Origin of the sequence: Anaerospora hongkongensis, assembly GCF_004339805.1 — a bacterium.
Lineage (GTDB): Bacteria > Bacillota > Negativicutes > Sporomusales > DSM-15969 > Anaerospora > Anaerospora hongkongensis.
Genome location: NZ_SLUI01000009.1, coordinates 77,422 through 96,850, shown reverse-complemented (window position 1 = coordinate 96,850; position 19,429 = coordinate 77,422). Strand labels below are relative to the sequence as shown.

Sequence of the window (19,429 nt, the reverse complement as noted above, 5' to 3'; positions counted from 1 at the left end):
CCCCTCCTAATCTTCTTCTGCCATTTCGCTGAGAAAGAGATCGCACTCTTCCTGGGACGGTGCCTTGCCATGCCAGTCGGCGACATTTTCCATCTGGCAGACGCCTTTTCCCTTGACGGTTGTGGCAACAATCACGGTAGGCTTGTCCTTGCAGGCTTTAGCGGTTTGAATCGCATCATAAATAGCCGGAATGTCATGTCCGTCAATTTGGAGGACATTCCAACCGAAAGCCTGCCATTTCTCCGGAATAGGCAGTGGTGACAGTACATCGGTAATCTTTCCGTCAATTTGAAGACCATTGAAATCGACAAAAGCAGTCAGGTTAGCCAGCTTATAGTGAGCGGCAAACATAGCAGCCTCCCAAACCTGGCCTTCTTCCAGCTCACCGTCGCCTAACAGCGCGAATATACGGTGCTGCTTACCATCCACTTTAGCGGCCAAAGCCATCCCGCAGGCGGCGCTGATTCCTTGTCCCAGAGAACCGGTAGACATATCTACGCCGGGTGTCCCTTTCATATCAGGATGCCCCTGCAGCATGCTGTCTATTTTACGCAAGCCGCTGAATTCTTCCTTGGAGAAAAAGCCTTTTTCCGCCAAGGTTGCATACAGTACGGGAGCAGCATGCCCTTTTGACAGCACAAACCGGTCGCGGTCAGGAGCGTCAGGCCGCTTAGGATCCACATTCATTTCTGCAAAATAAAGTGTTGCTAAAATATCAGTTGCCGATAAGGAGCCGCCGGGATGGCCCGATTTTGCTCCGGTTACCATGGATACAATGTGACGCCGGATTGACTTAGCCCGGCTGGTAACACAGGCCAACTGTTCAGAAGTAAGTTTTGCCATCGTTGTACCTCCTCTTTCATCCTTTAACTTTGACCCGCCGCTTGATAAAAAAACAGCAGGCTATTTTTTGTATGCATTAAACCCTTCGCCTAAGACCTCGTGTGCATCGGCTACTATAACGAAAGCCCGCTTATCAATATAATAAACAATGTCTTTCAGACGCGTAATTTCGCGTTTGCCAACAACACAAAAGAGCATTTCCCGTGGTTCCCCGGTATAAGCGCCGCGGGCCTGCAAATACGTAACACCACGGTCGAGTTTATCCATAATCTCACGGGCTACCTGCTCTCCCTTATCTGTCATGATAAAGAAAGCCTTGGCTGAGGTAGGACCTTCCTGAACCAAATCAATAATTTGGGTAGTGAGAAATAACGATATAAGTGCATAAAGAGATAATTCAGCACTGCCAAAAGCCAAGCCTGCTATGGAGATAACAAAAAAGTCAATTCCCAGCAATGACTGGCCAACACTAAAGCCAAACAGCTTATTAAACATGGCTGCTACCAAGTCAGTACCGGCTGTAGAGCCTTCGAAGCGAAAAACAATGCCCAGCCCGATACCGGACATGATTCCCCCGTATAGGGAAGCAAGCAGTAAGTCACTGGTTAAAACCGGGATATAGGGTGCCAAAAGATCGATAGACAAGGAAAGTGTTGCCGCACCAAACAGGGTATTTACACCAAAGCGTGACCCCAAAATGCGGACACTGAGCAACAGCAGCGGAATGTCAAAGGACAGCATCGTCAGTCCTACCGGAAAGCCAAAGAGATGATGCAAAACGGTGGCCAGGCCGCTTACTCCCCCGGCAGCTACCTTATTGGGGATTAAAAACATATTAAGCGCGACTGCCGTAATTAAAGCCCCTAAAATGATTCCTCCATAGCTGCGCAAACTGTTTACCATAACTTTACCTCCTATCGGTCCCGAATAAGCTCCAATGCCAGTTCGGCGTTCTGAAAAGCTTTATCCCTGAGAAGGTTGATCCGTTCATTGCTCCGATCCAGCTGACGATCCTCCCGCTGCATAATGGAACGGACTTTCGTCAAAAGGGCAGGCACGGAAATAGACTGGAGGGTTCCTACATGACTATCACCAATACTCTGCAAAAAGCGATCCACTTTCGGATCATACGAGATCCCAATCATGGGAATTTGCATAACAGCAGCAAAAATCAAGGCATGCAGGCGAATTCCAATCAGCAGATCCAGATTGCCGGTGAGTGACAGCAATTCGCTGGTCGTATACTCTTCAGTTAAGGCTACAGCCGGCCGCCGCATGCGGGACACAATCTTCTTTGCCACAGCGAGATCATCCGGCCATTGCATCGGCAGAAATACAATACGGGCATCAAATTCCTCCGCCATAGCATCGGCAGCCTGGGCCAAAATATCCTTATAATGGCGCCAGTCCTTCCACTCTCTTACCGAAAGGCCAATAAGCGGCGCAGCACCTTCCAGGCCATTCTTCCGCAAAATGGCCCGGCCGATTTCCTTGTCGACGGGATGCATGGCCAGCACGGAATCAGCCGTTACATAGACAGGCGGTTTGGTAATTCCTAAATAGCGCAATTCCTCGCGCGATCCTTCATCCCGTACGGTGATTAAATCCACCATATTGCCAATATAACGCATTGCGCCTTTGGCCATACCGCCCCGGACCGGGCCGATGCCTTGTCCGTAGAGCATAACCTGCTTGCCAAGCTTTTTAGCCAGCATCATAATACTCAGGTAATAGTAAAGACTGCGGTCGCTCGTAACATCCTGCAGCAAGCTGCCGCCGCCGCTGATCAAGAGGCGGCTTTTCGCCAAGACCCGGGTAATTTCCGGATAATTGAGCCGGTAAACGGCAGAAACACCGTGACGGCGGCGCGTGTCTTCCGGATTGCCTGATAATACCGTAATGCCCAGATGGGGATCCAGATCAGTGAGTGCTTCGATCATGGCCGCCAGCATTGCTTCGTCGCCGGCATTGCCAAAACCGTAGTACCCGGAGATGACAACTTCACTCATGGGCTGACGGTCTCCTTCCCACTGCGCCGGATAGGTACTGCAGCAGCCAGAGACCAATAACCGCTAAAGCACCAAATACAACTCCCACTGCCAGGCCGTCAAGGGCCCGCACAAAAGACATAAAGACAGGTGTCCGCAAGTGGGCAAATGTTTCAACAAGGGACCCCTGGGCAATTGTCGCTAACAGGACCAGCACATAATGAAGCCCTTGCGGCCATCGCTGATAGACAGCCATAACAGCGACCATAAAAGCCGGATGACCAATCAGAAATTCCTTTTCCCGCGGCCGGGCGTACATCGTCTGCTCCAGGAAAGCCCGCAGCTTCAGCTCAATAGCCGGCACAGGCACACCGGCAGTGTGACCGGAGCGGCCAATAAATACCCAGGCAACGACGGCTGCCACTCCTGCAGCGAGCAGTGTTTTAATCTGTACCGGATAATTCAAGAATTGGATTGTCTGACTCCAAATGTCCCGGGTAGAACGAATCGGCGGTCCAACCAGGGGGAAACGAGTCAGATAGGTTAACGTAATTAATACCAGCGGCAGAATAAACGTCGCCTTTACGCCACGGAAAATTTCCATTTCCAGCAGAAAGCGCACATCTCCCAGCAGACTGGCCACATACATGCCGCCTACAAGCGACAACAATAACGTCAAAGTCAGGCTGACCGCTCCATCCAGAACAATACGGCCCAGCGAAACCGGTCCGGTTGTCTGGCGTTTACGCCAGCGATCCAGCTGCCAGGTCATGGCAAGCGCAGGGACAAGGATCGCACTGGCCAGCGCGGCCATCTGTCTTACCAGCGTACCGCTGCCTTTCAAGACCGGGAATACCAGCACTGCTCCCAGGCAGGCCAGCAGGATATACTGATAACGGGCCGGAAAAGGAAATACCTGGGTAAGATACAATACACCGCTGGCCGTTGCTGCCAGGATAACCAGCGCCAGCAGCAGCGGGCTGGGGAAATAGGCCGGGAAAGTACTGGCTTTTCCCAGAACAAAGCCTTTTTCCAGCAAACCTTCCTTGATACCGGTAACATAGTCCAGGTTTGTTTCAATAACGGTGCGATTCCCTTCGGCTTTGTCATATTTGCGCAGCAGGTTAATGCGGATATTCCGTTCCTGATCCGTTACTACCCAGCGCTGAATCGCTTCATTTATTTTTAGCTTCGGCTGTTCATCTTTGGGAATCACATAAACCCGTGCTGCCTGATAGTTGAGCAGCACCGCCAGCTGGGTCAGTCCCTCCTGGCGCAGAAACTGCAGCTGCAGGGGGTGCTCAATGAGGCCCAGGGTCATATCACGTTTTTTCATACTATCTGCCGTTAACGGCAGCAAGTCCGGATAACCTAGTACTTCATCACCGACAAACATCAGTCCTGAGACATTATCGATACCTGCACTACGCTCAAAAACGGAATGAACATCATCAGGCTCAACCTTGGTAAAGTTAGTAGGCCGCAGCATGACAAAAAAGCCTTTGCCGGCAGCTTCCCGAATTTCTTGCCGCGACAGGCCCAAATTCCATTTTATCAACTTCTCATAATTTCCATCTATTTCCAGGACACGGTGATTGGCATCTGGTATTTCTCTTACCCGTTCAGCCCCCAGACGGCGTATCAAATCACTTTTTACTTCCGTATAAGTATCATCAGCAGTGGCCACTGGATTAGCAAAAATATAAACTTTTGAGGGAGAAACCGTCTTTTGCAGTCCCTTATTCTTTTCCAGCACATCAACGCCTGCCAAAACAGTCAGCTTACCGTCCTTGTGCAGCTTTTCCAGCGTAGTATCATAGACTGCCAATGTGGTAATACCGGCCTCTTTAAACTGCTGAAATAACGATTCGGCAGATTCACCTTCCGTATGGGCAAGCTCCATAATATCTTCATAATCCATAACGAGCTCAACCCGGCTGCTGTTTTCCTCTACCGTATGACGCTGCCAGTTGATCATCAGGGCGGCAATCAAGCCAACTAGCATCATTGCCAGTAAAACCCTGTTGTATTTGAAATCAGCCAAAACTCTCTCCACCTTGCATTTTGAAAAGTAACGGTATATTGTCCGCTCTTGCGGGTCGTTTCCTCTAGCTTTTTAACACCCAGATACCGGCTGCCAGCAGGGTAACTCCGGCAGCTGCCTTAACAAGGGATATTTTATCCCCCACCAGAAAATAAGAGAACAGTATTAAGAAAGCGTAATAAATGATAGTCTGCAGAGCAACTACAGCCGGTACGTTTTTAATCACGCTATGTCCAAGGCCAAACCCCATACTCAGCAGGATATTGGCGAGAAACAGCAGCGGTGAAATAGTCAGGTTGTATTTTGCCAGCGCCCACCAGTCATTGCTGATATGCTTGACCTGCCAGGAAACACCGAGGGCGATGATTGCCGAACCAAACACAAAACAAGCTAAAATACCGAGCACGTAGTTACCTCCTGGTGACAAGCCAATCTTTTCTCACTTATTTAGGTCGATTATCAGTAAACAATGTGACTTTCCCCTGATCCAGCACAATTTCCCTGACGGTTACGCCAAAGGGAAGCTTTTTCAAATCCACCAGCGGAATTTCTGCCAGCATAGCACCGCCAATATTGCCAACCGGTGTGTTATTGAGCAGAAACCGTTCAGTAACAAACTTAATTCTTTGACCATCCGCGATAATGCGGCCTTCCAAAGAAATTGCTACTGTGGCAATCCCGCCAAAAGCAAAAGAACTGGACGCCTGCATCTTACCCTTATCAATGGTAACTGCAGCATTTTTAACCCCTTTCACATTCTGGTTAATATAGCGGGCCATTTCGTCCTGGCTGATCGTTGCAGTCAAGTCAATATCCTTCACTTTTTCAATGGCAACAGAGCGGCGGAAATACAACCGTTCCCGATCTAATTGCACATCGGTTAACACTGCCGCCAAATGACTAAAGGTTAATTTATCCATCTTGGCATTATCAGCTTCAATTGATATTTGGTCAAAACTGCCTGTCAGCATGCCGACAGCCGGCCGCTCCTGTACTACAGCCTTCACTTGCGCCGCTCCTGTTAGTTCACTCATCCCCTGAGCAACCGCATCAGAAGCAAGCTTCGGCAGCACAACCTCTGCCGCAATACCGGCAACCCCTATCAATATAACCAGGATCAGCACCAGGCGCTTGAACATGAGGGTACGCCTCCTAACCATTACTGTCTTCCCTTACTTTCCTAAACCGCTTTTCAGATAAGCTTCAATAAAGGGCTCAATTTCGCCGTCCATGACGGCATGAACATTGCCGACTTCCCGGCTGGTCCGGTGGTCTTTTACCAGATTGTAAGGATGGAACACATAAGACCGGATCTGACTGCCCCATTCAATAGCCTGATAATCGCCGCCGAGTTCATTTTTCTTCTCCTGCTGCTTCTGCCGCTCCAGCTCAAATAGTCTGGCGCGCAGCAGCTTCATGCACTGCTCGCGGTTTTGAATCTGCGAACGTTCACTTTGGCACTGGACGACAACTCCCGTCGGAATATGCGTCATTCGTACCGCCGAATCAGTCTTGTTGATATGCTGGCCGCCCGCCCCGCTCGCCCGGAAGGTATCAACCCTGAGATCAACCGGATTGATAACAATATCCACGTTGTCATCAATCTCAGGCATTACATCAACGGCTGCAAACGAGGTATGACGACGTCCCGAAGCATCAAAGGGGGAAATACGCACCAGACGGTGAACCCCCTTTTCCGCTTTCAGATAGCCATAGGCATTATGACCGGAAATCATAAGAGTGGCGCTTTTTACGCCAGCCTCATCACCGGCCAGAAAGTCCATTGTTTCCACCTTAAACCCGCTTTTTTCCGCATAACGGACATACATGCGCAGCAGCATTTGCGCCCAATCCTGGGCCTCGGTACCGCCCGCACCGGCATGCAGCGTGAGTATGGCATTATTGCCGTCGTATTCACCGGACAGCATCAGCGTCAATTCCTGATGTTCAATGTCCTGCTGCAGCTGCTGCATCATCTGAACTACCTCAGGGTAAACGGATTCGTCCCCTTCCTCAGACCCAAGCTCCCACAGCGTAAACATGTCCTGCCAGCTTTCCTTCATATTATGATAAGCTGCTACACTTTCTTTCAGGACGGTTACTTCCTGGGCCACTTTCTGGGCCGTTGCCGGATCATCCCAAAAGTCAGGAGCACTCATCTTCCGTTCTAAATCCGCAATTCGCTCTTCTTTAACGGCTAAGTCAAAGAGAAGCCCTCACTTCATCAAGCTTTTCCCCAAGCGCCTCGATATCCCGGCGCAGATCTTCCAACAACAATACTTTCACCCTCTAATATAAACTGTAGAAAAATAAGATTGCCACGTCACTCATGTTCCTCGCAATGACAGTAAAGCTTGCGAGTCACGCGATGCAAGCCCCGTCTCTCGTCCTTCCCCCATCATTCCTCATCCTTCCCAAAACGCCACCCATCCGTGCGCCCTCTGCCGACAAGCCTAGGCCGTCGAGAAGGCTCCAGATGCTAGGCGGAGCGAGGACGTGAGCGAAGACAGTACAGCGGCGGTACGGCGAGCGAACGCCCGCAGCGACAACAACGCAGATGGGGCCTTATCGGCGACCGTTACCTACTTTGCGCCGCAGCATTTTTTATACTTTTTCCCCGATCCACAATGACACAATTCATTGCGGCCGGTGACATCATGGTTAACAATGGGCTGATTGACCTGCTCATCCTCTTCCCCATGACGGGCTTTGGCATTTTGCAGATGGTCCTCAGCCTGAGGCTGATGATTAGCCAGGATGTTAACCCGGAACATGTACTTCACAATATCTTCCTGGATATGCTCAATCATTTGCTGGAACATATCATATGCTTCAATTTTATATTCGATGAGCGGATTTTTCTGGCCGTAGGCACGCAGGCCAATGCCTTCGCGGAGCATTTCCATTGCATCGAGATGATCCATCCACTTAGCGTCAACCACTTTCAGCATTACTACTTTTTCCAGTTCCCGCATGTTCTCGACACCAAACAGTGCCTCACGGGCATCATATGCTTCAGCAGCAACTTTCAGCAGTTCTTCCTGAACTTCCTGACGGTTAAAGTTTTCGAGAACTTCCTTCGTCAACCGTCCTTCAGGCGCAAAATAGCCTTCGCAGAACTCGATCAACCCATCCAGATCCCATTCTTCCGGATATACTTTTTCATTCGTGTAGATTTCCATGCCCCGCTCAATTAACTTGTCAATCATGCCGAAGATATTTTCCCGCATGTTTTCACCGAGCAGGATTTTACGGCGCTGGTCATAAATAACCTCGCGCTGCTGGTTCATAACATCATCATATTCCAGGATGTACTTACGGATATCAAAGTTACGGGCTTCCACTTTTTTCTGGGCCTGTTCAATCGACCGGCTGATTAAGGAATGCTCAATCGGCTCATCTTCTTCCATCCCCAGTTTATCCATAACTGTTGCAATATTAGCCGAACCAAACAAACGCATGAGATCGTCTTCCAGCGACAGGAAGAAACGGGATGAACCGGCATCGCCCTGACGTCCGGCACGGCCGCGCAGCTGGTTGTCGATACGGCGGCTTTCATGGCGTTCGGTGGCAATAATGTGTAAACCACCCAATTCAGGTACGCCGTCCCCCAAAACAATATCAGTACCGCGGCCGGCCATATTGGTGGCAATGGTCACTTGATTAAGCTGACCGGCTTGCGCCACGATTTCAGCTTCTTTTTCGTGGTATTTGGCATTCAGGACATTATGCGGCACGCCTTCTTTTTTCAGAAGCGCACTTAATTCTTCCGACTGCACAATAGAGGTCGTACCCACCAGCACCGGCTGCCCCGTACGGTGGCGCTCCACAATTTCCTTAATAACAGCCTTATATTTGGCCTTTTTCGTTTTATAAATGACATCAGGCATATCCTGGCGGACAACTGGTTTGTTGGTCGGCATAACCAGTACATCCAGTCCATAGATCTTGCGGAATTCCTGTTCTTCTGTTTTCGCCGTTCCGGTCATACCTGCCAGCTTATCGTACATGCGGAAATAGTTCTGGAACGTAATGGAGGCAAGCGTCTGACTCTCGCGCTCTACTTTCAGGCCTTCTTTAGCCTCAATCGACTGATGCAGGCCATCAGAATAACGGCGTCCGAACATCAGACGGCCGGTAAATTCATCAACAATAACCACTTCGCCGTCTTTTACCACATAGTCGCGGTCCCGTTTCATCAGTGCATGCGCTCTAAGAGCCTGATTCAATAAATGATTGAGTTCCATGTTATCTGCTTCATATAAATTATGTACATTCAGCTGTTTTTCTACTTTAGCAATCCCCGACTCAGTAGGCGCAACGGTATTAGCCTTCTCATCAACCGTATAATCCTGACCGGGAATCAGTTTGGGTACAACTTTGGCCAGTGTGTAATACGAATCGGTCGAACGTTCGCCAGGCCCCGAAATGATCAGCGGTGTCCTTGCCTCGTCCACCAGGATGCTGTCCACTTCATCGACGATGGCAAAGTTCAATTCCCGCTGTACCATCTGATCAGCATAAATAACCATATTATCACGCAGATAGTCAAAGCCGAATTCATTATTCGTACCATAGGTGACATCCGCACTATAGGACATTTTGCGCTGATGGAAATCAAGGCCGTGCACAATTAGCCCAACCGAAAGGCCCAGGTAATTGTAGAGACGCCCCATCCACTGGCTGTCGCGGCGGGCCAGGTAATCATTGACCGTAACAACATGAACGCCTTTGCCGGCCAGCGCATTCAAATACACCGGCAGTGTAGCCACAAGCGTTTTACCTTCGCCGGTGCGCATCTCGGCAATATTGCCTTCATGCAGGGTTATTCCCCCCAGCATCTGCACATCAAAATGACGCATTCCTAATACCCGGCGGGATGCTTCACGAACTACTGCAAAAGCCTCTGGCAGTAAATCATCCAGAGTTTCTCCTTTATCCAAACGGCGACGAAACTCTGCCGTCTTTCCTGTCAGGGAAGAGTCGCTTAAATTAATGAGATCCTTCTCAAATGAATTGATCCGGTCTACATATTTCATCATCCGCTTAATTTCTTTTTCATTATCATCGCCAAACAGGTTCTTTAAAAACTTCAGCACCAAAATCACTCCCCCGGAATTCGCACCTGCGCTTATCGTAGACATTATATGCCTATTTTACGATTTTACCAGAATACGGGATATAAGTCAAAAAAAGCTCCTGAGCCAACACTGTACTAGTATGCCCAAATATCCGCAAAAAGGCCGGACTTTTTTTTAGTGTATCCTGTATAAAAAAACAAATGCCGGTAATAATAAAAATGAATATAAAAATTCCTTTGCCATGAGGAGGCAAGCGATGAATATAGTGGAAGTTGTCGGCCAGTTAGCCGACCTAAAATCTGTAGATTACCGTAATACCCTGGCTATTTCCGTACTGATTGATTTACTGATTGACAAAGGGATGATTACCCGCGAAGAATTTGTCCGTAAAGCGGCCGAGCTGGAAGGCGAAACAATGGCTGAAATCATTATGAAAAGACGAATCAGCCGCATGTAATGAGACGAAATAAAGAGAACCGGGAAGCGATTATTCGCTTCCCGGTTCTCTTATTTCTTAGAACTCCGGTTCAATTAGGCCATAGTTACCATCTTTGCGTCGATACAGTACATTGACTTCTTCCGAATCAGCATTCATAAAGACATAGAAGTCATGGTGTATCAGATTCATTTGTAACAGAGCCTCTTCCACTGCCATTGGTTTCACCGCAAAACGCTTTGTTTTAACAACCTGGAACTCTTCCACGGCCTCCCCTTCAGGAGTGCGGCTGGCAACCAGTTCCCCTTTGAAACCGCCATTCGTGCGGAACTTGCGGGCAATCCTGGTTTTATATTTTTCAATTTGCCTTTCGAGTTTTTCAATAACCAAATCAATTGAGGTGTACATATCGGCAGTAGCTTCTTCGCCCCGTAAGAGCATCCCGTTTACCGGTACTGTTACTTCCACAATATGACGTCCTTTTTGCACGGTGAGGACTGCTGTAATTTCGCCGAGATTATCAAAATACTTAGTAACCTTGCCGATCCTCTTCTCGACATAGTCTTTCAGTGCTGGTGTGATTTCAATATTCTTTCCTCGTACGACGATTGCCATATTCCCCATCCTCCTTCGGATATTCCAGACTGTTAGGCATTCCCCTATTGGGGAAAGTCTATTTGGTCTGTTATAGTATTATTCCCCATAAAAGACAAAAATCCTGTTCTGTCCCTATAAATTACTTAATTTTAAAAAAATTCGCTACAAAATTGCATTATAAAAACCCGGCATCGCAAAGATGCCGGGTTTGGACATTTGTCTTATGCTTTGTAGACGTTAGCAGCTTGAGGTCCGCGAGCGCCATCAACGATCTCGAACTCTACTTGCTGACCTTCGGCCAGAGCTTTAAATCCTTGCTCTTGAATAGCTGAGAAATGAACGAATACGTCGCCGCCGTCTTCTCTTTCAATGAAACCATAGCCTTTTTCAGCACTAAACCATTTAACTTTACCGATCATGAAAATTCCTCCTGAAAATAAACTGCTAGTCATTTGCCAATGACCACAAGAAACACTATAGCACAAACTGGGGATAACTGTCAACGTGACAAGGCCTTCGCTCCAGCACCCCGCCATTACATACTTTACCGTAATCCATTGGCGTCAAGCGCTTTCCCGAAGGCTTTCTGAATTATATTTTATTTTTATGGTTACAAAATTTTGGATAAAAATAGCTTAGTTCTTTCTTCCTGGGCATTAGTAAACAGTTCATCAGGCAGATTTTCTTCGACAATACGGCCTTCATCCATAAAAATCACCCGGTCGCCAACTTCACGGGCAAAGCCCATTTCGTGGGTTACCACTACCATAGTCATCCCTTCATTAGCCAGGGTTTTCATAACATCAAGCACTTCTTTGATCATTTCCGGATCAAGCGCTGAGGTTGGCTCATCAAACAGCATAATCTTCGGCCGCATTGCCAGTGCCCGGGCGATGGCGACACGCTGCTGCTGACCACCGGACAATTGCTCGGGATAAGCATGAGCCTTATCGGCCAAGCCGACTTTTTCCAGCAGGGCAAGAGCAATCTTCTCGGCTTCGCTCTTACTCAGCTTGCGCACCTGCATTGGCGCTAAGGTAATGTTCTCAACTACCGTCATATGAGGAAAGAGGTTAAACCGTTGAAAAACCATGCCTACTTCTTCCCGCACCTTGTTGATATTGGATTCGCTTGTTAACGAAATGCCATCAACAACGATTTCACCTTCCGTCGGTTCTTCCAGGAAGTTTATGCAGCGCAGCAGGGTACTTTTTCCCGAACCGCTTGGTCCGATAATCACCACTACTTCTTTTTCCTGAATATGAGCATCAATGCCTTTGAGGACATGGATTTTACCGAACTTTTTATGTATCCCTTTAATGCTTATCATCGATTTTGTACCTCCGCTCCAGATAATCCACCAAGCGGGAAATGGTCAAAGTCATGACCAGATAAATAAATGCCACTGTCAGCCAAATCTCAAAGGAGCCATAGGTCCGGGCGATAATAAGCTGCCCCCGGCGGGTCAACTCTTCAAAGCCAATAACCGAAACCAGTGATGAATCCTTCAGCATAGCGATAAATTCATTGCCTAAAGGCGGGATAATCCGTTTAAAGGCCTGAGGCAGAATGATAAACCGCATAGTTTGAGTCCAGGTCATTCCCAAAGAACGGCCTGCTTCCATTTGCCCTTTATCGATAGACTGAATGCCTGCACGGAAAATTTCGGCTACATAAGCTCCACTGTTAACGCTACAGGCAGTAATTGCTGCAATAAAAGGATCAATGCGCTGACCAATGATCATCGGCAGAGCAAAATAAATCAAAAAGATCTGCACCAGCAAGGGCGTGCCCCGAATAAAATCGACATATACAGTTGCTAAAAACTTGACCAGTTTCACCTGCGACAGACGGGCAATTCCCACAAACATGCCTATCAGCAGACCGAACCCTACACTCAACGCCGTAATTTGAACGGTAACTCCTGCTCCCAGCAATAACAAGGGAAAGGAATTGACAACCAAGTCAAAATCAAAATTCATCAGTTCTCACCTTTTATCTATCATAATCTTGTTTAATCGCTAAGCATTTGCATATAAATGCACATTAAGATTATAGCATCTCACATTAGCCTGTCAATAATTAATTTATAGTTAAAAAAAGGGAGATTGCCGCTTACACTGCAATCTCCCTTGATTGTTTTCTCTACTGCTATATTACGGTTTTTTATTAAACCATTTCATGTAGATTTTCTCATATTCGCCGTTAGCTTTTATATCATCCAGTGCTTTGTTCACTTTCTCGGACAGTTCGGTATTCTTTTTCGCAATCGCTATACCGTAGTTTTCTGCATTTTGCACTTCACCGGCAAGTTTAACATCTTTAGCACCTGTCTTGGCAATAAAGTACTCATTAACCGGCAAATCGTTCACTACAGCGTCAACGCCGTTATTCTTAAGTTCCATGAAAGCTTCTGGCGGTGTGTTGAATTCGCGGATTTTTGCATCTTTTATTTTTCTGGCTTCTTCAGCTCCGGTAGTACCAATTTGAACGCCGATGCTTTTCCCTTCTAAATCCTTGAAGGTTTTAATGGAATTGTTGTCGCTCTTGATTACCATAGTAAGACCGGATTTATAATAAGGTTTAGAGAAAGCAACTTTTTTCGCCCGTTCTTCGGTAATACTCATACCGGAAGCAACAGCGTCAATTTGACCGCTTTCCAGTGCAGGAATAAGTCCGTCAAAGCCCATGCTGACGATTTGTACTTCATACCCCATTTGCTTGCCTACCGCTCTAATCAGATCCATGTCAAATCCGGTATATTCTTTGCTGCCCTCTTCCTGAAATTCAAAAGGAGCAAAGCTTGGTTCCGTACCTACTTTTAATACTTTGGGTTTAGCAGCCTGCTTCTGATCTGCCTGACCACCACAGCCGGCAAGCGCAAGTGCCAATACAAAAACACCGAGAATAATAGCCGTTAATTTTTTAGACACAACAAGACCTCCTAAGAAACATACTTTATAAGCTTATTGTAAATAATTATACATCACTATGTGTGCATATACAAGCATTACCCGCAAAAAAGTACAACCCTCACGGACTCATTTCAGGCGTTGATAAAGCAATAAAACAAAGCAGGTGATCCGTAAGAATCACCTGCCTTTATCATTCTAAGCTATTAAGGTTTTTTACCGAACCATTTTACATAGATTTTTTCATACTCGCCATTTTTCTTCAGTTCCTCAAGGGCCTGGTCGAATTTCTTAGCCAGCTCGGTATTTTTCTTGGCAGTGGCAATCCCATAGTCTTCGGAGGAAAGCGGAGCACCCACCGTTTTCGCATCTTTGCCGCCAGCCTGCTTGATGTAGTAGTCATTTACCGGCATATCATTTACTACTGCGTCCACTCCACCGTTTTTCAGTTCCAGAAAAGCTTCCGGAGCGGTGTTGAACTCACGGATCTTGGCATCTTTAATCTTCTTTGCTTCATCAGCACCGGTAGTACCGATTTGCACGGCAATGCGTTTGCCATCAAGATCTGTAAAGGATTTAATTGTGTCATTGTCTGATTTAACGACCATAGATAAACCGGATTTGTAGTAAGGCTTCGTAAAGTTCACTTTCTTAGCCCGCTCATCAGTGATTGTCATTGCGGAAATTGTTGCATCGATATTACCCGATTCCAGGGCAGGAATCAAGCCGTCAAAATTCAGGCTTTGTACTTCTACTTCATAGCCCATTTGTTTGCCCAGGGCTTTGATGAGATCCATATCAAAACCAACATACTCTTTTGTCTTTTCATCCTGGAACTCAAACGGAGCAAATGCGGTATCGGAACCAACCTTTAGAACCTTTTTAGCTGCCTGCTGCGGTTGAGATGAACCACAGCCAGCCAGACCGAGTGACAAAATAAACATACCCAGAATAAAGAATGCTGTAAACCTCTTAGACACAACAACTTCCCCCTCATGTGTAACATTGTAAACTTGATCATAATTATACACTCTACAAACCATCAGTCAAGCTGTTTTTTTGGAAAATAAAAAGCCTGAGGAAATAATTCCTCAGGCGTCATTGCCATAAGTTCAGTTATGCTCTTTTAAAACATTCCCGGCAGTAGATTGGACGGTCATTACGTGGTTTAAACGGTACTTGGGTAGTTATGCCGCATTGGGCACAAACGGCTTCATGCATTTCGCGCTGTGGAGCTGCAGAGTTGGAATCTCCACGACCACGTTTTCTTGTCTCGCGGCAGTCGCGGCAACGTACAGGCTCATTTTCAAAGCCTTTTTCCGCATAAAAATCCTGCTCGCCAACAGTGAAAATAAAATCACAGCCACAATCCTTGCACTTTAACGTTTTGTCTTGGAAAGCCATTACCGAAAATCCCCTCACCTTACCAATTTTACAAAGAACCATTGCTTAGCTGACCTGGTCTTTGACCCCACACTCGCCTGCTGGAGGTTTCGCTAATAGAATTTAAACCCTCACTACTAACACTCTCGGCTGTTATGTACTTTCATTACTTAAAGCCGGCAGGTCTTATCTCTAAGCCGCACCATGATCAGAATTCTTTGAACTCCTTACGTGGATCGTTTCGCCTGCGACTGGCATCGATTTTCAACCACAGACCTAAGCAACGGGATTCTTCTCTTAAATTATAGGATTCATGCGGGAAAAATGCAAGGGAAATCTGAAAATGATTTAGACAGACACGTCAAAAGTGGAGTTGAAATAATAACCAGCAGTTTTCTTCGTAACAGCATTAACAACGTCAAGCAACGCCGGAGCCAAGCCTCCTGGCGCCTCTATCAGCTGTTTTCTCACTGCTCCCCGGTCTTGAGCACAATAATCAGCCAGTCTATTCTCGTTCACAGATATAGACCCGGTACGCGGATCAAGCATGATGCCCATGTCACCAAATTCACGCCACTTACCTTGCATGATACCTTGAACACGCGACAGCAGCTCCGCCCCTTCCTTACTAATCCGGTTAGAAGAGCGCAGTACATCATTCAGCTTATTATAGCTGTCAACCAGTGTGCGCGTTGACTGAGAAACCATATCATAAAAGCTGGAGCTGTCATTCCCATCAAGAAATAAATCATCTAATACGGCATCTCTCTTAAAGACGCGTAAGCTCTTGTCCAGCTGCTGAACGGCATCACTTAAGCTTGCTTTTTCTTTCTGTGATTTGCCGTCCCCAGTATATACCATTGCCCCATCAGCTGTAACAGCCAAACTGCCGGAGGATGAAGGCAGCTGGCGATAACCCGCTGTTGTCGTAATCGAAGATGTAATAGAAGTAATCGCCATATTCGTTCACCTGCCTATCAGCTTTTTTGATCCAGACGGTTGCCGACAGGCCGCTCGCCATAGCCATCATACGCGTTGGAAACGGTTTCTTGCTGCTTAGCTGTATTGAGCAAAAACTGCAGCCGGTGGCTAATCCCCTGATTGGTCAGTCGAATTGACTCCAGCAGCGACCTTCCTTCGGCAGTTCGCTTATAAGCATCTTCACAGTTATCAAGTTCAGCCTGGATCTTCTCCCGCTGGTTCATCAGTTCAAAAAACAGGTCAATATCATTTCTGATGAGGAACTTGGACATTTCCTGGGTTAGAAAATAATAATCTTGCCACAATTCCTTTGGCGCCTTCATTAGCGGGCCACCGCCACCCGCTGCTGTCCTTTGGCCAGCTTCATTGCCTCGACCCAGGTAGTTCGCAGATCGACTAGAATTGTTTTGGCGTCTTCCAGCGGCTGAACTTGCTTTTTCACATTCCCTTGAATTAGGCTTTGCTCAATAAACTGATATAACGCCATCCAGTTTTGCGAAAGCTCATACTGCATGTCCAAGGTACTCATAAATTCGCGCACAATGTCCTGTGCTCTTAAATTAGCGGCATTCGCCTTCTCCAGATTACCGACCTGAGTAGCCTGGATGCTTTCATTGACAAACCGGATAGCCCCATTATATAGCATGAGCGTTAACTCCTCCGGTGAAGCGGTCATTACTTGTTGTGTTTTGTAGGTATTCGCTGTTGTAGCAGCATTCATATGGATTCCTCCATGCTTTCCTTCAGATTGGGCCTAGCCTCCAAGTTGTTGAGACAACCAGGCGCTTTGTTTGCTTAAGTTGCTCAGCGCCTTTTCCATCGCATCAAATTGTTTGTAATAGCGAGCTTCGACTTGAGCTAAGCGATTATTCATATCATACAATTGGTCTTTATAGCTGGCAATACTTTTTGCCATATTGCTGGTAGTGTCTGTTACGTTTGGCGTACCCGCTTCAGTTTTTAATCTATTAAGGGATGTTTGCATTTGGTCATATAATCGGTTCGCTACGCCTTCGGAACTTTGTGTATCACCGGGTGTACCAAAAATTTTGAATACAACATCAGGATCTTCTTCAAGCGCAGCCCGCAAATCACTTTCAGTGACATATATTTTGCCACCATTAGTTGCTTCTGTTGTAAGTTTACCATCGTCATCAAAATATTTTCCTGTGCCAATGCCAATATCAACAGCACTTTGATATTTTCCTGTCAACCCTGTTATTGGCTCGGTAAAGCTCAGGCGCAGATTAGAAACCATCTGAGTGAGAATAGGATCACGGCGAAGGGAACCGCTTTTTGCCTTTTCTTCGTAGGCTTTAATTTCACTGTCCTTCATATCGGCCTTTTGAGCGTCTGTCAGCGGGGCAAAGTCAGAATATTTATCTTCCTTTAATTCTTTCTGAATTAAGGCCATGAAAGTATTATAACTATCTACGAAGCTTTGGACATTGGCGATGGTTTTATCAATATCCGGTTGAACACCAATGTTAGTCGGGATTGGATTATTAGCAGAATCGACAAAACTAGTAGATTTTAACGTGTATGTAACACCGGAAACGGTGAAAGTATTCGAACTTTGCCTAAGCTCTACCCCATCCAATTTAACAATTGCATTTTGACCGTTCTGTACCAACTGCTTCATGCCAAGTTTATTGGCTAAAAAATCTTTCCCCGTATCGTCTCCTCCTGCAATTGACCAGCCATTATTGATGTCAACTGCCTTGATGGTGATACGTCCGGTTGCAGAATCAAGCGTAGCTGCTCCAGCACCTAATTGACCGTTAATTTTTCCCAGCATACTGTCAATTGTATCTGCGGGGGTTATCGTGATTGGGGTGTTCACTCCATTTTTACCAATGTTTAATACAAAGTCACTGCTTATCCCAAGAGCAGTTCCAATGGTATCAGAACCATTGCTAAAAGTATTTTGACTGGTCATGCCGACCGTACTAAGATTATCACTGGATGTACCAATTTTCAACTTATTGAATAAGAAGTCTATCCCTTTATCATTAGTACCTTCAAAATTGATAGCAGCCGTCGATCCCGTTTTATTCGAAAACAGATAAAAACGATCTAAGGTATAATCATAGTTCGCTTTCACATCTGCGTCTGCTTTATTAATGCTGCTGACTACATCACTAAGCGTTGTTGTGTCCGTTACATCAATTTTTACCGTTTTTCCGTTGACGGACAGGGAAAAGCTGTCTCCGGCGGCATATCCAAACTGCTCAATCAGCGTTCCCTTGGTCTTGTCACTAGTTGTATCAGTTATACTGTCACTGCTCGACATCTTAACACCATCTGCGAGTTGCTGAACAATCAGCGAATGAGACACATTAGCTGCGTCAGCATTGGCTGTAGCGCTTGCTACTGTTTCATTGGTAGAGGTCACTTGCTTAGGCGACAAATTAGTCTGTTTCTTAAAATCAGAAATCGTTTTATTTCTGAAATCCTGTGCTAATGTATAAATCGTATTAACATCCTGCTTTTTCCATTCCACCTGTGTCTTTTTCTGCCACACCTTATCATAGGAAGCCCTGCGGGCCTTCATTAAATCCTTAACCATCTGGTCAACATCCATACCCGAACCGCTAAGCCCGTATGTTCTCATTACCATCTGTACAACCTCCCTATCTAAACTATGCCTTTTTATCTAACAATAGCCCAACGTATTCTTGTATGTTGGCAATTGTATCCAATAATTCATGCGGTGGAAATTCCTTTAAAACCGTACCGTCCCGCTTATCAACCATTTGCACAATCAGCCGCTTGGTTTTCTCATGCAAAGAAAACTGCAAATCAGTATTTATGAGTTGCATTAACTTATTCATTTTATCGGTGACTTGCTCGGCCTCATCGCGGCTAAGGGGATTAGCTTCTGTTTGTTTAGGGTAATCATAGTTTTTGGCAAACTTAGCTGCTGCAGATCCGCCAGGCAGATTATCTGCTGAGTTCTTCGATGCCGAGTTAGTTGAAAGTATCGCGGCAGTTTTTAAAGTGACATCCATGTCTTGTTCCACCTCGTCAAATTCTTCTCTATTGTTATATCGAAGAATTTTGACTGTTTCTAAAGAGCCTTTCATAAAAAATTTGCTGCAGAATTAATGCTGCAGCAACCAGATGAAAATTCGCCCACACTACGCCAATAGCGGCTATTTGAA

General features: G+C 46.5%; 21 protein-coding genes. 1 reads left to right on the top strand and 20 read right to left on the bottom strand.

All coding sequences use genetic code 11. The features are described from left to right. Positions 1 to 6 precede the first annotated feature (6 nt). The 8 genes from EV210_RS14200 to secA all read right to left on the bottom strand — a co-directional run bounded on the left by EV210_RS14200 (position 7) and on the right by secA (position 9,974). Positions 7 to 843, bottom strand: coding sequence for a transketolase (locus EV210_RS14200; protein WP_132081841.1), 837 nt, complete (start codon positions 841 to 843; stop codon positions 7 to 9). 60 nt (positions 844 to 903) lie between these two features. Next, positions 904 to 1,746, bottom strand: coding sequence for a YitT family protein (locus tag EV210_RS14195; protein WP_132081839.1), 843 nt, complete (start codon positions 1,744 to 1,746; stop codon positions 904 to 906). An 11-nt stretch (positions 1,747 to 1,757) separates the two neighbouring features. Then, positions 1,758 to 2,852 (bottom strand): polysaccharide pyruvyl transferase CsaB, encoded by a 1,095-nt coding sequence (gene csaB / locus EV210_RS14190; protein ID WP_132081837.1) that lies wholly within the window; start codon positions 2,850 to 2,852, stop codon positions 1,758 to 1,760. Then, a complete protein-coding gene (locus EV210_RS14185; RefSeq protein ID WP_132081835.1) occupies positions 2,845 to 4,875 on the bottom strand; it encodes a DUF5693 family protein in 2,031 nt (676 codons plus the stop codon). Before EV210_RS14185 ends, csaB begins: the two co-directional genes overlap by 8 nt. Before the next feature lie 64 nt (positions 4,876 to 4,939). Continuing rightward, entirely contained in the window at positions 4,940 to 5,281 is a 342-nt protein-coding gene (locus EV210_RS14180; protein ID WP_132081833.1) for a hypothetical protein, read from the bottom strand. Positions 5,282 to 5,318: 37 nt separating this feature from the next. Beyond that, positions 5,319 to 6,014, bottom strand: a complete 696-nt coding sequence (locus EV210_RS14175; protein WP_132081831.1) for an LmeA family phospholipid-binding protein — start codon at positions 6,012 to 6,014, stop codon at positions 5,319 to 5,321. 33 nt (positions 6,015 to 6,047) lie between these two features. Beyond that, a protein-coding gene (gene prfB, locus EV210_RS14170) for a peptide chain release factor 2 (RefSeq protein WP_207900741.1) occupies positions 6,048 to 7,152 on the bottom strand; the annotation gives its coding sequence in 2 pieces (ribosomal slippage) (positions 6,048 to 7,079 and positions 7,081 to 7,152; 1,104 coding nt in all). Positions 7,153 to 7,457: 305 nt separating this feature from the next. Beyond that, positions 7,458 to 9,974, bottom strand: coding sequence for a preprotein translocase subunit SecA (secA, locus tag EV210_RS14165; RefSeq protein ID WP_132081829.1), 2,517 nt, complete (start codon positions 9,972 to 9,974; stop codon positions 7,458 to 7,460). Between the two features lie 238 nt (positions 9,975 to 10,212). Here secA and EV210_RS14160 point away from each other — a divergent pair, with 238 nt between their 5' ends. Beyond that, positions 10,213 to 10,413, top strand: a complete 201-nt coding sequence (locus tag EV210_RS14160) for a hypothetical protein (RefSeq protein WP_207900740.1) — start codon at positions 10,213 to 10,215, stop codon at positions 10,411 to 10,413. Between the two features lie 57 nt (positions 10,414 to 10,470). Here the strand turns inward: EV210_RS14160 and hpf are convergent, their stop codons facing one another. From hpf to EV210_RS14100, 12 genes are all read right to left on the bottom strand, one after another. Beyond that, positions 10,471 to 11,007: a ribosome hibernation-promoting factor, HPF/YfiA family gene (gene hpf / locus EV210_RS14155; protein WP_132081825.1), complete on the bottom strand. Its 537-nt coding sequence runs from the start codon at positions 11,005 to 11,007 to the stop codon at positions 10,471 to 10,473. A 203-nt stretch (positions 11,008 to 11,210) separates the two neighbouring features. Next, on the bottom strand, positions 11,211 to 11,408 hold the full coding sequence (locus EV210_RS14150; protein WP_132081823.1) for a cold shock domain-containing protein: 198 nt from the start codon (positions 11,406 to 11,408) through the stop codon (positions 11,211 to 11,213). Positions 11,409 to 11,599: 191 nt separating this feature from the next. Further along, positions 11,600 to 12,319 (bottom strand): amino acid ABC transporter ATP-binding protein, encoded by a 720-nt coding sequence (locus EV210_RS14145; RefSeq protein WP_132081821.1) that lies wholly within the window; start codon positions 12,317 to 12,319, stop codon positions 11,600 to 11,602. Beyond that, positions 12,306 to 12,971, bottom strand: a complete 666-nt coding sequence (locus tag EV210_RS14140) for an amino acid ABC transporter permease (RefSeq protein WP_132081819.1) — start codon at positions 12,969 to 12,971, stop codon at positions 12,306 to 12,308. Before EV210_RS14140 ends, EV210_RS14145 begins: the two co-directional genes overlap by 14 nt. A gap of 174 nt (positions 12,972 to 13,145) precedes the next feature. Next, complete coding sequence (locus tag EV210_RS14135; protein WP_132081817.1) at positions 13,146 to 13,922, bottom strand: basic amino acid ABC transporter substrate-binding protein; 777 nt, start codon at positions 13,920 to 13,922, stop codon at positions 13,146 to 13,148. A gap of 185 nt (positions 13,923 to 14,107) precedes the next feature. Next, positions 14,108 to 14,845 carry a basic amino acid ABC transporter substrate-binding protein gene (locus EV210_RS14130; protein WP_424218045.1) on the bottom strand — a complete coding sequence of 246 codons (738 nt, stop codon included), beginning with the start codon at positions 14,843 to 14,845 and terminating at the stop codon, positions 14,108 to 14,110. A 172-nt stretch (positions 14,846 to 15,017) separates the two neighbouring features. Further along, complete coding sequence (locus EV210_RS14125; protein WP_132081813.1) at positions 15,018 to 15,305, bottom strand: zinc-ribbon domain containing protein; 288 nt, start codon at positions 15,303 to 15,305, stop codon at positions 15,018 to 15,020. A gap of 327 nt (positions 15,306 to 15,632) precedes the next feature. Further along, positions 15,633 to 16,244, bottom strand: coding sequence for a hypothetical protein (locus EV210_RS14120; RefSeq protein WP_132081811.1), 612 nt, complete (start codon positions 16,242 to 16,244; stop codon positions 15,633 to 15,635). A gap of 17 nt (positions 16,245 to 16,261) precedes the next feature. Then, positions 16,262 to 16,588: a hypothetical protein gene (locus EV210_RS14115; RefSeq protein ID WP_132081809.1), complete on the bottom strand. Its 327-nt coding sequence runs from the start codon at positions 16,586 to 16,588 to the stop codon at positions 16,262 to 16,264. After that, positions 16,588 to 16,986 carry a flagellar export chaperone FliS gene (gene fliS / locus EV210_RS14110; RefSeq protein WP_132081807.1) on the bottom strand — a complete coding sequence of 133 codons (399 nt, stop codon included), beginning with the start codon at positions 16,984 to 16,986 and terminating at the stop codon, positions 16,588 to 16,590. The genes EV210_RS14115 and fliS overlap by 1 nt, the downstream gene beginning before the upstream one ends. 33 nt (positions 16,987 to 17,019) lie before the next feature. Beyond that, the gene (fliD, locus tag EV210_RS14105) at positions 17,020 to 18,885 is read right to left on the bottom strand and encodes a flagellar filament capping protein FliD (protein ID WP_132081804.1); all 1,866 of its coding nucleotides are present in this window, start codon (positions 18,883 to 18,885) and stop codon (positions 17,020 to 17,022) included. Positions 18,886 to 18,907: 22 nt separating this feature from the next. Continuing rightward, positions 18,908 to 19,276 carry a flagellar protein FlaG gene (locus EV210_RS14100; RefSeq protein ID WP_165898910.1) on the bottom strand — a complete coding sequence of 123 codons (369 nt, stop codon included), beginning with the start codon at positions 19,274 to 19,276 and terminating at the stop codon, positions 18,908 to 18,910. Positions 19,277 to 19,429 lie beyond the last annotated feature (153 nt).